Annotated in this window: 12 protein-coding genes; 3 read left to right on the top strand and 9 right to left on the bottom strand. The window is 40.9% G+C overall.

The window, feature by feature from the left end; all coding sequences use genetic code 11:
* Nucleotides 1-15: 15 nt before the first annotated feature.
* On the bottom strand, nt 16-1,419 hold the full coding sequence (locus tag ACPEH5_RS11555; RefSeq protein WP_042845590.1) for a NarK family nitrate/nitrite MFS transporter: 1,404 nt from the start codon (nt 1,417-1,419) through the stop codon (nt 16-18).
* Between the two features lie 331 nt (nt 1,420-1,750).
* Between ACPEH5_RS11555 and narX the strand changes: the two genes are divergently transcribed.
* Both narX and narL read left to right on the top strand, forming a co-directional pair.
* Nucleotides 1,751-3,478, top strand: a complete 1,728-nt coding sequence (gene narX / locus ACPEH5_RS11550; protein WP_281110722.1) for a nitrate/nitrite two-component system sensor histidine kinase NarX — start codon at nt 1,751-1,753, stop codon at nt 3,476-3,478.
* Nucleotides 3,479-3,499: 21 nt separating this feature from the next.
* The gene (gene narL / locus ACPEH5_RS11545) at nt 3,500-4,156 is read left to right on the top strand and encodes a two-component system response regulator NarL (protein ID WP_042845594.1); all 657 of its coding nucleotides are present in this window, start codon (nt 3,500-3,502) and stop codon (nt 4,154-4,156) included.
* 12 nt (nt 4,157-4,168) lie between these two features.
* Here narL and ACPEH5_RS11540 read toward each other — a convergent pair whose 3' ends face one another.
* From ACPEH5_RS11540 to ACPEH5_RS11510, 7 genes are all read right to left on the bottom strand, one after another.
* A complete protein-coding gene (locus ACPEH5_RS11540; protein WP_042845596.1) occupies nt 4,169-5,323 on the bottom strand; it encodes a CdaR family transcriptional regulator in 1,155 nt (384 codons plus the stop codon).
* Between the two features lie 14 nt (nt 5,324-5,337).
* Entirely contained in the window at nt 5,338-6,501 is a 1,164-nt protein-coding gene (locus tag ACPEH5_RS11535; RefSeq protein WP_042845597.1) for a glycerate kinase, read from the bottom strand.
* A gap of 33 nt (nt 6,502-6,534) precedes the next feature.
* Nucleotides 6,535-7,875: an MFS transporter gene (locus tag ACPEH5_RS11530; RefSeq protein WP_071548650.1), complete on the bottom strand. Its 1,341-nt coding sequence runs from the start codon at nt 7,873-7,875 to the stop codon at nt 6,535-6,537.
* Nucleotides 7,876-7,996: 121 nt separating this feature from the next.
* On the bottom strand, nt 7,997-9,181 hold the full coding sequence (locus ACPEH5_RS11525; RefSeq protein WP_071548651.1) for a thiolase family protein: 1,185 nt from the start codon (nt 9,179-9,181) through the stop codon (nt 7,997-7,999).
* Between the two features lie 8 nt (nt 9,182-9,189).
* The gene (gene fabG / locus ACPEH5_RS11520; protein ID WP_048605961.1) at nt 9,190-9,927 is read right to left on the bottom strand and encodes a 3-oxoacyl-ACP reductase FabG; all 738 of its coding nucleotides are present in this window, start codon (nt 9,925-9,927) and stop codon (nt 9,190-9,192) included.
* A 26-nt stretch (nt 9,928-9,953) separates the two neighbouring features.
* Nucleotides 9,954-11,522, bottom strand: coding sequence for an acyl CoA:acetate/3-ketoacid CoA transferase (locus tag ACPEH5_RS11515; RefSeq protein ID WP_042845603.1), 1,569 nt, complete (start codon nt 11,520-11,522; stop codon nt 9,954-9,956).
* Between the two features lie 69 nt (nt 11,523-11,591).
* Nucleotides 11,592-13,109 (bottom strand): class I adenylate-forming enzyme family protein, encoded by a 1,518-nt coding sequence (locus tag ACPEH5_RS11510; protein WP_129466507.1) that lies wholly within the window; start codon nt 13,107-13,109, stop codon nt 11,592-11,594.
* A gap of 486 nt (nt 13,110-13,595) precedes the next feature.
* Here ACPEH5_RS11510 and yghU point away from each other — a divergent pair, with 486 nt between their 5' ends.
* Entirely contained in the window at nt 13,596-14,438 is an 843-nt protein-coding gene (gene yghU, locus ACPEH5_RS11505; RefSeq protein ID WP_210787000.1) for a glutathione-dependent disulfide-bond oxidoreductase, read from the top strand.
* A 57-nt stretch (nt 14,439-14,495) separates the two neighbouring features.
* Here yghU and ACPEH5_RS11500 read toward each other — a convergent pair whose 3' ends face one another.
* Nucleotides 14,496-16,157 (bottom strand): ABC transporter permease, encoded by a 1,662-nt coding sequence (locus ACPEH5_RS11500; RefSeq protein WP_166685001.1) that lies wholly within the window; start codon nt 16,155-16,157, stop codon nt 14,496-14,498.
* Nucleotides 16,158-16,185: the final 28 nt, after the last annotated feature.

Raw genomic sequence — 16,185 nt, 5'->3', positions numbered from 1 at the left:
CTTTATTGCTTGTTATTATTTATGTGTACGCCCATAAACTAGCCAGGTGATAAACACACAGGAAAGATAAAACACAAAGAACACTTTCATTGCATCGGCGGGAGACCCAGTCAACGTTAAGGAGGTCCCAAACGCTTTTGGAATAAAGAAACCACCGATGGCGCCTATTGCTGAGATAAAACCCAATGCTGCGGCACTTTCTGTTACTGCTTCTTTTTGTGCTTCTTGCTCTGAAGCACCTCGGGCAATGGCTTTATCCATAGTTAATTTACGAAAGACCACGGCTATCATTTGAAAAGTAGAGCCACTGCCTAACCCAGCGGTTAAAAACAACACCATAAACACCCCATAAAAAGCACCAAAAGAACCACCTTGTCCGTTTTCAGGTAGGGTAAAAAATAGCAAGCCAGAGAAAATCGCCATCACAATAAAGTTAAGGAAAGTCACTTTGACTCCACCAAAGCGGTCTGACAGCATGCCGCCTAATGGACGAGCTAATGCACCAAGGAAAGGGCCAAAAAAGGCAAATTTGAGGATAATAATGTCGGGAAACTGGGTTTTAGAAAGCATGGCAAAACCAGCAGAAAAACCGATAAATGAACCGAAGGTAGAAAGATACAACAGGCTCAAAATCCATAAATGGCCGCGTTTAAGCACTGGCAATTGCTGTTTTAATGACGCTTTATTCGCCGCTAAATCATTCATGCCAAACCATGCCATCACTGTAAATAACAATAAAAATGGCACCCAAACCCAAGCGGCATTTTCTAGCCATAAGGTTGAACCATCGGGCTGTAATGCCCCAGTTCCACCCGCAAAGGCAAAAACACCCACCCCGACGATAAATGGTGCTACCAATTGCATTACGCTTACACCTAAGTTACCTAACCCCCCATTCAGACCTAGTGCTCCTCCTTGACGTGCTTTTGGGAAAAAGAAACTGATATTCGCCATGCTCGATGCGAAATTAGCCCCAGCAAAACCACAAAGAAGGGAAATAATGACAAATATTTGATAAGGCGTAGTTGGGTCTTGAATAGCGTAACCAAGCCAAATACAAGGGATCACCAAAAATAGCGTACTAATGGCTGTCCAGCGTCGCCCACCAAAAATAGGAATAACAAAAGAATAAGGTACTCGTAATAAAGCCCCTGACACTGAAGGCAATGCTGTTAATAAAAATAATTGGTCAGTGGTAAAGTTAAAACCCACTTTGTTTAAATTCACTGCAACGGCACTAAATAACATCCAGACGCAAAATGCGAGCAACAAACAAGGGATAGAAATCCACAAATTACGCTCTGCAATTCGTTTTCCTGTTTGCTGCCAAAATTGCGTTTCTTCAGGACGCCAGTCCTGAATAACACTATTGGCATTTTGCTGTGCAACTCCACTATTAACATTATCTCGTTGAGACATAAATCACCCCGATAAACACAATTTCTTATCGCAGTGTGTGGCGAATATGTCGCCGCGAAGCTGATCTAAATCAAGACAGATTTAAATCAAATTTTGTGCGTTTTTTGGATAAACCACCAGAGGAGTATGGGGAGTACAACCATTTAATCATTTGAATTAAATAAATAAAATTCTTTAAATGGCCGTTTTTACTGTTTGAATTTAGGCGAAATGACTCAGCGGGATATTAAGGAGTAACACCGAAGTGGCATATTCAATTTTGCACAATAGAGGAACAATACCCACGTTATAGAAAAGAATGAATAACCAAATAAAAAGGAACGAATTATTTATGCCAACGACTTATCACCGATTTTCAATCATTAACCAAGTCATCGGGTTAATGCTATTGATTGCCGTACTCGGTATTATTGGCATGGCTATTTCTAATAGCATGATTACCAGCGTTCAAGGAAATGCTCACGCAATTAATAAATCAGGCGCATTACGAATGCAAAGTTACCATTTGCTTTCTCTCACCCCATTAACCCCATATTCCGATACCTATTTAAACGAACTCGAAAACAACTTATTAAGCCAAGAATTAACTCAAGTGATCGAGGTAGAAAATTTAACAGACCAATTTACTCAGCTTTATCATTATTGGGAAACAAATTTAAAACCCGCACTTATTAATGCAACGTCACCAAATGATGCCCGCTTTGAAGTCATTACGTTTGTTAATAAACTCGACGAGTTAGTCCGTAATATTGATGAAAGAACAGAGAGAAAAATAACTTATGTCTCAATAACACAAATGGTTTTTATTGCCCTCGTCGCATTTCTACTTTTGCTTACCATATGCCATCTTAGAAAAAAAATTTACTACCCTTGGCTGAAACTATTAAATATGGTCAATGCCATTAGCCATAAGGACTTTAGTCAGCGTTTTTCTGCGGGTAAAAAACAAGATGAATTAAGCTCCCTTGGGCAAACTTTAAACCAAATGTCAGACGAGTTAGCACAAAGTTACCACCAGCTAGAATCACGTGTCGAAGAAAAAACCGCCGATCTTCAAAGTAAAAACAAAGTACTACTGTATTTGTATCAATCTAATCGCATATTACATTCCATTGAACCATTAGCAAACCGATTAGAAAAAGTCTTGGTTGAACTCAAGAACCTAACACCATTACAAAATATTAGTTTACGATTATATGAAGCAGATAATGACCGTTGCTTTCATGAATTCCATTGTGGCGGCCTTCTATCACCAGAAACCATACAACCTACAACAATAATGTCTTGGGATATCTCCGATAACTTACACCGTTACGGTGTGATATTGGCGGAGATCGCAATAGATCAGCAATTATCTGATGAACAAAATAATTTAGTTCTCATGCTAGTAAAGCAAATCGCGGGTATGTTAGCGATGGAGCACCAACTAGAACAACAGCAACAATTGCTCATTATGGATGAACGTTCCGCTATCGCAAGAGAACTGCATGATTCTATTGCCCAATCATTATCTTGTTTAAAAATGCAAATTAGCTACCTGCAAATGCAACCCGGACCACTCCCCAAACAGCATCAAGATTTACTTCATGAAATGCGCAATGAAATTAACTCGGCTTACAGCCAATTACGTGAATTACTCACAACCTTTAGGTTAAAACTAACAGAGCCTGGGTTACTACCCTCTTTAGAGAGCACCATTCAAGAATTTAGCCAACGCATTGGTTTTGACATTGGTTTAAATTATCAGATCCCAGCAAAAAGTATTTCACCACATCAAGCTATCCATATTATACAAATAATTCGAGAAGCCTTGAGTAATATCCTAAAGCACGCTAATGCTAATTGGTCTCAGGTTTCATTAGTCGAAAATGCAGGGCTAATTACGGTAATGATTGAAGATAATGGGGAAGGCATTCAACTTCAGCCTGCAAAAAATAATCATTATGGGCTGATTATTATGAGAGAAAGAGCCCTAAGCTTAAACGGGGAATATTCTATTACCCCAAGAGCTCAAGGGGGAACCATTGTTAATGTCATATTCCCTGTGAGTGTGTCTTAACCAAATTGGAGCAACTCGTTCATGAAAAATAAAAATACCACCATTGGGCAATCCACCATTTTACTTATTGATGACCACCCAATGCTACGTAACGGAGTTAAGCAATTAATCAGTTTAGAGCCCACATTACGGGTAATTGGTGAAGCTGATGACGGGGTGACAGGTATTAAAATTGCCGAAGAACAAGACCCTGACTTAATTTTATTAGACCTCAATATGCCCGGTATGAATGGTTTTGAAGTACTTGATGATTTGCGTAGCCGAGAACTTTCTGGCCGAATTATATTGTTTACTGTCTCAAACTACAGCGAAGACTTAATTAATGCTTTAAAGCGGGGGGCGGACGGTTACTTATTAAAAGATATGGAACCTGAAAAACTGATTGTTGCCTTAAAAGAAGCCGCCAGCGGTAAAATGGTAGTTAGCCCTACTCTTGCCACCGTATTAGCTGAATCATTAAGAGACAATCGAACCTCTGCGGACCATAATTTGTCGTCGTTGACCCCAAGAGAAACCCGTATTTTAAACTTAATAGCACAAGGCCTTTCAAATAAACTGATCGCTAATAAATTGCAAATCACAGAAAGTACAGTAAAAGTACATGTAAAACATTTATTGAAAAAACTAAATTTAAAGTCACGGGTCGAAGCTGCAATATTTGTTTTACAGCAAAAATAATGCCCATTAAGATCAAGTTAACGCATCCAACCATGGCTGTTGTTTCGGATAACGCCGACGATAGCCATGCATAGCAACAGACAGTTGAATAAGGTCAGTAAACTTTGTCGGGTCTAAGCCTGTTTGCTTTTTAATTTGTTGTAATCGATAACTTAATGTATTTCTATGAATACCTAACTGTTGCGCCGTGCTGCCAACCTCGCCATTTTGCGATAAAAATAACTCTAGGGTTTCAAGCAAGATATCCCCCGAGTCATGTAATAATATTTTATTGCAAATATCTAAGAAAAAATTAAATAAATAGCTATTCTCCAACTCATTAAATAAACACAGAGAGGCCATTTCTTTAAATAAAAAAACTTGTTTCTCAGGAACTGTTAACCGCCCTACATCAATGACTGAACGTGCGAAATGAACAGCATCTCTCACATGTTCTTCCGTATCAGCTTGAACCCCAACACCAATATAGTACTGGCTAAGTTGACTATCTAAAATAAAATGTAGATGAGAAATAAAGGATTCGTTTTTATAAAATGTTGATGGAAATAACATCAAAATTTCACGGCTATTTAATAGTAATACATCACTTTTTTCCATTGCTGACAATTCAGTAATAATGGAATCCAGAATTTCTGGCCGATATTGAATCGCTTCGATATTAATAATGACCGGGATTGTAGGCAACGAAAATGAAAAGCCCGAATTGTGTAATTTCAATAAAGCACTACGACCTTGCATTGGCGTAGTACTTTCAATAAATTGCACAAATAGCATATCACGTAAACGATGCTGCCAATTAATACTACGCCGCTCAATTTCCTGTTTAATTAATAACTCTGCAGTGAGTATTGCTAATTCGGCATAACGTTGAATAATAACCGGGTCACCACTGACACCAATCACTAATTCAACGTTATCTGCCACCATAATTGGATGATTAATACCAGGCGCGACATTGGAATAGCGACTCGCCTCATTTTCATTATAAATGGTGATCCGTTTACCACAGCGAATAACTTCCACCGCGACTTCATGAGTCTCACCAATACGTTTTTTTTCACCTGAGGCGATAATTACACCCTGACTATTAATCACATTGACGTTGTGATGGATTATCCCCATTGCACGAGTGACAATATCATTAGCTAATTTTTCAGTCAGTAGCATATTACCGCCTCATCTTAATGTTTTATTTGCTTACTATGGCTAGATAATACAGTACGTAACAAATTTTCAGCCGTATCAGCTAAATAACGTTCTCCATTAACCATTGCCTGCTCAAGGGAAACTGGCCCCGGACAAAGTGACCACATGGCAGTGATACCATGTTGATATAAAATACGGCTATCTTCACTGTACCCCCCACATAGTGCGATTGTTGGTACCCCATAATGACTTGCCATACGAGCGACACCAACAGGAGCTTTACCATTGGCACTTTGGCTATCAAGCCGCCCTTCCCCAACGATAACAAGGTCGGCTTGCTGAATATACGACTCCGCACCAAGTAGCCCCAACACCAAGTCGATCCCCTTCTCAAGCTTAGCGGAAACAAACCAACGTAGCCCAGCCCCTAATCCGCCAGCAGCGCCGCTCCCCGCATCCAATGAAAAATCCTTCCCTGTAATTTTTGTCATTAATTGAGCGTAATGAGCCATGCCTAGCTCAAGCTTATCTAACATCGCTTTATCAGCGCCTTTTTGTGAGCCATAAATATAGGTTGCGCCATTTTTACCTAATAATGGGTTTTCAACATCACAAGAAACATTAAATTCGACATCCGCTACACGAGGATCGAATTTATCAAAGTTAATCTTTGCGATATTTATCAAATTTTCGCCATTAATGGGAAATTCGATAAGCTGTTGGTCATTATCATAAAACTCTGCGCCTAAAGCTTGTGCAAAACCCGCACCACCATCATTAGTTGCACTTCCACCAATACCGATAATAATGCGTGTGCACCCTAAATCGAGTGCATGTTTTACCATTTCACCTAAGCCATAAGTCGACGCTTTTTCAACTTGACGATGTTCTGCTTGAACCAGTTCTAAACCACAACATTGCGCCATTTCAATAAAGGCCGTCTTTCCTTCTAATACTAATAATCGTGCATCAACCTTACTTCCATATGGGCCAGTACAATTAAAAGTATAAGGTGTGACACCTGATAATACTGGGCTGTGCTCTAGTGACTCCAACAAACCTTCTCCACCATCAGAGATAGGTAATAACGTCACATCCAACTCGGAGGATACACGCTCGAAACCCTCTGCAACAGCCTGACACGCAAGCTGTGCTGAACAACTTCCTTTAAAGGAATCAAGTGCGATAACAATTTTCATGCAGACTTTCCTATTGTAAATGGCGATGTTGTATTACTTTACTTGTATTGAGGTAGTAGCTTCCACTTTTGCACTATCCCCTATACTACCAGTATTGACCCGTGAGGCGATAATGGTGCCGATAACAAGTAAACCAACACCAAACCATAATCCAGATGTAGCAGTACCAGTATAGTCCTCAAAAAATCCGAGAATAAATGGGCCAAGAAAACCACCAAATAACCCCAGACAATTTAACAATGCCAAGCTACCTGCCAGCATACTGCCACTCATATAGGTTGGTGGAAGCGAGAAAATAATAGATTGGACAACAAAAAACATAAATGCGGTTAAACAGAATCCAATTAAACCGACAACAGGCCCGCCCATAGCGCCAATCACTAGTCCGATAGCCATAACGGCATAACCTGAAATTAAAATGCGCGATGAACGACGAGGTGTATTGGCTTTTCTTGCCACAAAAATGCCACCAATCGCTGCTGAGATCCAAGGTATAGCTGTTAACAACCCAATTTGAATTGGTGTTAACTTGCCATATTCTCCAATAATTGTTGGTAAGAAATAACTTAAGCCATAAACTGAAAATTGATGAGTAAAATAAATTGCGACAATCATCATGAAGGCTTTATTTTTAAATGCTGCCATCAGTGAAAATTTACTATTACTCACACTAATACTGTTTTTATCTTGTTCATGTTTATATTTAATATAATTGCGATCATCCTCATCTAACCATTTTGCATCTTCAGGTTTATTGGGTAAAACAAACCAGACAACAAAAGCTAAGATCACCGCAGGTAAACCTTCAATAACAAACATCCATTGCCAACCATGGAAACCTAATAAGCCATCCATACTTAATAATAAGCCACTTAACGGCGCACCGATAATATTGGCTAAACAGACACCAAGTAAAAATAGCCCTGTTGCTTTGGCACGCTCTTCTTGGCTAAACCAATATGTCATATACAAGATAACACCGGGATATAACCCTGCTTCAGCCGCACCAAGTAATAAGCGTAAAATATAAAATGAGGTAGGCCCGGTCACAAATGCCATCGCAGCAGATAATAACCCCCAAGTGATCATGATCCGTGTGATCCAAAACCGCGCTCCCACTTTTTCCATAATCAAATTACTTGGGATCTCAAGAATCGAGTAGGTCAGAAAGAACAGCCCTGCACCAATACCGAATGCAGTTGCTGACAGCCCTAAGTCAATTGACATGGCGTGCTTTGCCATCCCAATATTTGTTCGGTCAATAAAACTAATAATATAAGCTAAGATCAGTAAAGGCATCAGGTTGCGATATATCTTTGCGTTCGTTTTTTTACCCTGCGCAACATAATCTAAATTTGCATTTGTAGAAAACATAGATAAGATCCTCATGTTGTGGTGAAACAGGTATAGTTCTTCGTCATAAGTGACTTACCTGTTGTTATTACTTCAGCAACAGCCCGACGCCCCACGTCGGGCTTTCTGCTTGCAATATTTCTTATTCTTTTTCAAACAACATTGATATCCCTTGACCACCACCGATACACATGGTCACTAGCCCAGTAGAAACCTGACGACGCTCCATTTCGTACATTAATTTTACAGGTAGGATTGCTCCACTAGCGCCAACAGGGTGACCAAGGGCAATTGCGCCGCCATTCACATTGACTCGAGAACTGTCTAACGACAAATCATTCATCACTGCGATTGCTTGTGCGGCAAAAGCTTCATTTAACTCAATAAGGTCAATATCTTTGACGTCCATCTTGAGTTTATCCATCAAGCGGCGTGTTGCAGGTGCTGGGCCAAACCCCATAATGGCAGCCTCACAGCCCGCAACGGCCCAATCAACCACTTTCATTCTAGGTTTCAAACCCCGTTTTTCAGCTTCTTCGCGTCGCATCATGACTAACGCAGCGGCTCCATCATTAATCCCTGATGAATTAGCCGCAGTAATCACGCCATCTGCCTTAAATGCGGGACGTAATTTGGCAAGCTTCTCACGTGGTGTATCGCGCGGGTGTTCATCCGTATCAAAAATACGCGTTCCCTTACGCCCTTCTGCGATTTCAACTGGCAAAATTTGCGTTTGAAAATAGCCTTCTTCAATGGCTTTCAATGCTTTTTGCTGACTGTTCCATGCGAAATCATCCATTTCTTCACGGGAAATATGAAATTGCTCGGCCACATTTTCTGCGGTCATACCATTATGATATGGGCCTTCAGGCCAAGTAAGAATTGACGTTAAGCCATCTTCTAAAACATCATTCCCCATGCGATAACCGTAACGCGCTTTGCGCAGGTAATAAGGCAGCATGGTCATATTTTCTGTACCACAAGCCACAACCACATCTGATTGACCAGTTTGTAACAACATCATGCCATCAGCTAACGCTTGTAACCCTGAACCACATTGGCGATTAACAGAATACGCGGTCGTTTCTTTTGGTAAGCCTGCTCGCAATTGGCAAATACGGGCAATAAACCCACTTTCTGCAATTTGCCCCACATTCCCCACAATCACTTCATTAACATCTTCAGGGGCGATCCCTGCACGCTTTACCGCTTCACGAATAACTAACGCACCTAAATCATGTTGGTGAGTGTTCGCAAAGCTACCACCCATCGTCCCAATTGCCGTTCTCACACCACTTACAATCACAATGTCATTTGCTTGTTTCATATTTCCTCCTACAGCACCATGCCGCCGCCAACATTAATCACTTCGCCATTGATATAACGCGCTTTATCGGAAGCCAAAAATGCCACACATTGGCCGACATCACGCGGGTCGCCTGCAAAGCCTGCTGGAATTTTACTGATCATGATGTCCCACACTTTTTCGGGAACACCACGAGTCATATCGGTATCAATAAACCCTGGGCAAATCGCATTCACAGTGACCCCTTTACGTGCCAATTCGCGGCAGGCCGTTTTCGTTAGGCCAATGACACCTGCTTTCGATGCCGCATAATTTGCCTGCCCAACATTCCCTAACCAGCTTGCAGATGAAATATTTACAATGCGTCCGCTGCCTTGTTCGCGCATGAGTTTTGCAGCCTCTTGCATGCAATTAAACGTACCTTTTAGATTGATATCGATAACTTTATCCCAATCATCATCGGTTAATTTATGCAGCATGCCATCACGATTTATCCCTGCGTTATTGACCAATACATCAATGGTGCCAAAATGTTCTTTTGTCTTTAAAAACAACTCATTAACCTGGTCACGCTTCGATATATCGCATGGGATGAAAACAGCTTCATAACCCTTTTCTTGTAATTGCTTCGCACTTTCTTCGCCAGAGGACATCGAAAGGTCAGATATCACCACTTTTGCACCTTCTTCTGCCAATACTTGTGCAATGGCAAACCCTATCCCTCTCGCTGATCCTGTAACAATGGCAACTTTATTTTTGACTAACATGCGTAAATCCCTCTTTAATATTGAGACTATAAATATGAAATCAGATCAAAAGGCGCTTCTTTAAATAATGAAGAGCACATCACTTTTAAATCAGGGGAGATTTCTGGTACAAAATCCATATGAGCAAGAATGTCACGCTCAAGGTCAATTCCCGGGGCGATTTCTACTAACACAGGGACTTTCTCACCCAAGGTAAATACCGCACGCTCCGTGACAAAATGCATAGTTTGGTTAATCTGACGCGCCACATCTGCGTTCCAAGAAATCTGCCTAACGTTATCCACCAACTTGCGGATATCACCTTCACGAATAATCTTTAACTGCCCATTTTCACAACGAATATCTAACCCTTTAGCCGTAAATGTTGAGCAAAAAACGACGTGACGAGCATTCTGCGTGATATCGATAAACCCACCTGCACCCGGGCAAATATTGCCAAGCAAAGTAGCATTAACATGGCCACTGGCATCCATTTCCCCCGCGCCCATATAGGTGATATCTACCCCTGCACCGTTGTAATACAACATTTGGTCTTGGTGGCTGATCATGGCAGAAAGGTTGCGGCCAATACCAAAATCGATTCCCCCCGCTTGAACACCGCCCCAAATACCAGATTCCACAGTGATATCTACGCGTTTGGTCGCATTTTCTTCTTGGATAATTGAACCGATCACATCGTTAGGTATCCCTGTTCCTAAGTTGATCACACAGTTTTCCGTGAGATAACGGCAAGCAATGCGCCCGATCAACTTACGAATATCAAGAGGTAACGGCGTGGTTTGCTGCACTGGCGTTCGAATATCGCCGCACAATGTGGGATCAAAGAACCAACTTGAGGACTGACGATGATCTTCTTCAGGGTTATCACAAACCACAATATGGTCAATAAAACTGGCTGGAACAGTGACACGCTTCGGGTGCAAAGTCCCCTCTTCAACACAATACTTCACCTGAGCAATGACTTTCCCACCAAAGCGTTTTGCCGCTAAAACAGCATGCAATACCTCCAACGACATGGCTTCTTCATCTGTGGTCAAATTACCTTTAGTATCCGCATGTGTACCGCGGATCACGACAACATCCAATGGAATTTCGGGATACCATAACCACGCTTCCCCTTTGAAATTAACTTTCTCCACAAGGGACGGAAGCGCTAATGTTTTCGCATTCATTCTTCCCCCCTCTAAGTCAGGGTCGATAAAAGTCCCTAGCCCAACTTTGGACAAGCGCCCCGGTAGACCAGCCGCCATCGCACCATATAAATGCACCATCTGCCCTTGAGGAAGGCAGTAAGCCTCAACCTGATTATCGTTGATCATCTGCATCCAGCGAGGGGCTAACCCCCAATGTGAACCAATAATGCGTTTCACCATTCCTTGATGAGCAAAATGTTGATTACCCCGAATACGGTTACATTGCCCTGCCGCATGGACTAAAGTTAATTGTTTTGGAGAGCCTTCAGATAAAAAACGTTGCTCAATTGCCGATAAAATAGATTCAGCAGCACTCGTTAAGGTCATTCCCACAGTACAAACTGTATCGCCATCATTAATTAATTTAGCGGCTTCCTGTTTAGAGATAAATTTATTATTCATGATAAAAACCTGCCTAAAGGCTAATATTTCGTAGCCTTTTATTTGATTAATTAAAAACTAATTTAGATGTTAGTTATTTAAAGAGTAATATCGTTTTTTCAAATCTTTTTTACTTATTTTCCCATTCCAAGTTCTAGGGAAATTACGTGTAAATATAATTTTCACAGGAACTTTATAATTTGGAACCCGCTCCTTTAGCCATTCAATAACTTCTTTACTGGTTAAACACACTTGCATTTCTGGAATAATAAATGCGATCGGTTCTTCACCATAAATTGCGCTTTCTATAGGGATAACAGCAACCTCATTGACACCAGGGTAATTAGAAATAAGGTCCTCCATTTCAATGGAATATATTTTTTCACCACCTCGGTTAATCATATCTTTGATTCTATCTTGAATATAAAGATAGCCCTCATCATCCATATAACCGATGTCCCCAGTAAAAAACCAACCATCTTTAAATGAAGATTTATTCGCAGGGCAATCAGGCCAATAACGCTGGATCACAACATCCCCTTTAACCCAGATATTACCGGTACTATTTGCGGGTTGATCATCACCTTTTTCATTACGGATCGCCACTTGAATCCCCGGTACCGGCGTACCAGAACTTGCTTTTTTATTACTGCTACGAATATCGTCACGGTAAACTGTTGCAGGAGACGATGTTTCCGTTAAGCCATATATAGAATGAATAGATGTCTTTGAAAAAATATATGATAATTCTTTAATTGTGCCTTCATTTAAATGGCCCGCACCACATGCAATCATTCGCAATGTATTAAATCTTTCTAAATTGATACTTTTATTTTCTTTTATTTTTTGAATTAATAATATAAATACTGTTGGTGAACCATGTAAAAATGTTATATTCGACTTCGCAATTGTGGAAATAATCTCTTGTGCATTAAATTTTTTATGTAGATAAATTGTCCCACCAATATGAATAAATAAGGCTAAAATAGCTGAAAGCCCTGTAATGTGGTAAATAGGCACAGCAAGTATTGTTTTATCTTTCTCAGATAACTGTAATGTTTCCTGATATGCATATATTGCAGATAATATATTTTTATGGGTAATAACAGCACCTTTAGGGGCACCCGTTGTACCTGAAGTAAAAATAATTACAGCAGGGTCATCATTGTCAACCTGATTAATAAAGTTAATTTCATCAGTTAATGTTAAGGCACGCCATTGTGAAAGGCTCATACCTTTTACACTTAATGGAGCTAACCAAGGTTGATAACTGTCATCCCAAAAAATTGCCTTCGCATTGATATTCAGTACATGTTCTTTTCCTTCAAACTCTTTCATTTTAGTACTTAAAGGAATAACTTGCAGCCCTAACCCCACAGCAGCATAAAATAATTGGCAGAATTCAATGGTATTTCCCCAACCTAATACAATGCGGTCACCTTTATTCAATTGCAAACTGGATGTTAACCAATGCATCGTTTGGTTTACTTTAACCAGTAGCTGGTGATAACTCCAATTTTGCTCTTCAAATACAATGGCTATAGCATCTGGTTGTATTTTTGCTCTATTTAATAAGCTTTGATAAATATTTGAATTTGATGCAAGCATGAGACACTCCAACACAACTGAATATGGCTGATATACTATCAATGTATAAAATGCCACCTCATAAATTAGTGCCAATGTTCACATATTGTTCACACCTTTTTTTTATTTAAGTTAGCTATCTGCACAATCGGTTTGTTAATTATTTTTTACTTAAGTGCCTTTTTTGGCGTTAAAGATGATGATAAATTGAACTATTTGACTTTGGGTATGATTTTCAAACCTCAGTCTTAAGTATATTCATCCCATTTATTGACTCGCTATTGTGCGCATGAACAATCCCCCCACCTAAAGGTAATCTTTGTGTAAATGACTAACTGACTTTCTTAGGTGGCTATTTCATGCATTCTGTGCGGTTCAAGCACCTCCCGCAGTAAAATACGATAAAAAGGTGGCGAATTCATCGCAGATTGCTACAGTGAAGATCATTCAACATAAGATTATTGAAGAGAAAAATCGCCCCCTTTAAAACGGTTAAGGAGATAACTCATGGCAAACTCCCCTTATGTTCCCCCTAAAGTCTGGCAATGGGAACAAGGCAATGGTGGAAAATTCGCGAATATAAACCGCCCAATTTCTGGTGCTACTCACGAAAAGGCATTACCTGTAGGTAAGCACCCACTACAGCTATATTCCTTAGGAACGCCGAACGGACAAAAAGTCACTATCATGTTAGAGGAGCTACTAGCCCTTGGCATTAAAGAGGCTGAATACGACGCTTGGCTAATTAATATTGGTGATGGCGACCAATTTAGTTCTGGTTTTGTTGAAGTTAACCCTAACTCAAAAATTCCCGCATTAGTAGATAGAAGTGGCGAAGAACCTATTAGAGTATTTGAGTCAGGTTCGATTCTGACGTATTTAGCCGAAAAATTTTCTGCGTTATTACCGACAACCCAACCAGAGCGTGCCGAAACCTTCTCATGGCTATTTTGGCAAATGGGTTCAGCGCCTTTCGCAGGTGGCGGTTTTGGGCATTTCTATGCCTATGCTCCTGAAAAATTCGAATACCCAATTAACCGTTTTGCGATGGAAACCAAGCGCCAACTCGATGTATTAGACAAGCGCTTAGCCAACCATAAATATGTCGCCGGTGACAGCTATACGATTGCAGATATTGCAATTTGGCCATGGTATGGTGCTCTAGTAAAAGGCTGGTTATACGATGCGGCTGAGTTTTTATCTGTCCATGAATATAAAAATGTTATTCGTTGGGCCGATGAAGTTTATGCACGCCCAGCCGTGCAACGTGGACGCCGAGTGAACCGTCTACAAGGTGACCCGGCACAACAAGTCCGCGAACGCCACGATGCGAGTGATATTAGCGAGTAATGTATTAAATGACCCTTAAGCGCAAGTAAGCACTCACAAACTTACTTGCGCTTAATTTTATGACTTTCTGCTATATCGCTGTTCTACCCATTGTGCGCACAGCATTAAGCTTAAGCTAATTAATACCGCCAAACAGGCCATTGCCATCCCACTACCTATCGAGCCTTGTTCAAACTGACGCCAAACAAAAATAGATACGGTTTGCATACCCGCTGGGGCTAGCAATAATGAAGAAACTAACTCTCGAGAAGCCACGGCAAAAACTAACATCATGGCTGCGACTAAACTCGGTAATACCAACGGGAAAAGTACCAAACGTAATGTCGTGATAGCTGAAGCACCATGTACCCTTGCAGCATCCGTTAAACTTCCGCCGATTTGGGTTAATGCGGCACTGCAATAACGTACAGGGTAAGGAAGAAGCAAACAACTATAGGCAAGTAGTAAGATCCCCCATGTATGATAGGGTGTTATAGGCCAAAAGGGCTGGTTCCAAGCCAAAATCATCCCTACCGCAATAACAATGCCAGGAATAGAAATTGGCAGTAAAGAAAGCGCATCGATAACAGCAGCACCACGAATACGTTGTGATACAACGATCCAAGCCGATAAGAAACCTAATATCCCTGTCAATATTGCTGTTACAGTCGCTAAAGAAACGCTGGTCAACAATGCTGAAAGAGCCTCTGTTTGCGAGTCAATTAGCCCTGAGAAATGCCTTAACGTCAGGTTATCCCAAGCCAATCCACCTGAAACCGTGGCGGAAAATGCAGTACCAAACATCGCTAATAAAGGCATTCCCACCGCCAAAAAAGCAGTAAATGTAAATATCCCAACAACTGGCCAACGCCAGCCACCTAACGAGCGAGTCACTTGTGCTGCCGCTTTTCCTGTCGTCGTGACAACATTTTTCCCAGAAACAATAGAACGCTGTAAGGTATAAGCCAAAATTGCCATACTCGCCAGCACCAGTGATAACGATGCTGCACCGGGTAAATCAATTGGCCAATCCGCTAAGCGTTGTTCAATATCCGTCGTTAATACTCGAATACCATTAGGCGCACCAATTGCTGCTGGGATACCGTATTCTTCAATCGCTAGAGTAAAAATGAGTAGTAACCCAGCGGCAATCGATGGTAATGATAACGGCAACGTCACTTTAAAAAAGGCCTGCCAAGGGGTAGCGCCATGAACCTGAGCCACATCAGCAAGTCTATTACCATTCGCAGCCATGCTTCTCGATACGGCAAAATATAATACGGGGAATAAATTTAAAGCCATAATCCCCATCATGCCACCTAATGAGAAAATAGCACTTCCTGGGCTCAGACCAAAAAGCTGCTGAGAATAGCCATTGGGTTGCAGAGTTAACATCCATGATAACCCCGCAATATAAGGTGGTATCAAAAAAGGGATTAGAAACAGTAAATCCCAGCCTTTTGCGAAAGGGATATTAAATAAGCCTCGTAGTGCCCCTAAAGGGATAGCAATCATTGCGCTGATGGCAGCGACCCCACCACCTAACAACAAAGTATTTTGCAATAACAGTGGAAGCTCTGGCTCATTCAGTAAATGAATAATTGGTTCGAATGGTTGTTCAAATATTCCCTGCCCTAATTGGGGGAAAACCGCCTGTAAAATAATGAAGCTCAAAGGGATCACGACTAAAATGATTAATGCAATGAGCACCAATAAAGGTAAAAAACGAATTTTTATCATTAGAAACAACACTCCTGCCGGGTATTAT

Origin of the sequence: Providencia sp. NPDC089933 (assembly GCF_049545585.1) — a bacterium.
Taxonomy (GTDB): domain Bacteria; phylum Pseudomonadota; class Gammaproteobacteria; order Enterobacterales; family Enterobacteriaceae; genus Providencia; species Providencia huashanensis.
The sequence above is the reverse complement of the archived record's forward strand: the minus strand, read 5'-3'. Positions and strand labels throughout refer to the sequence as shown.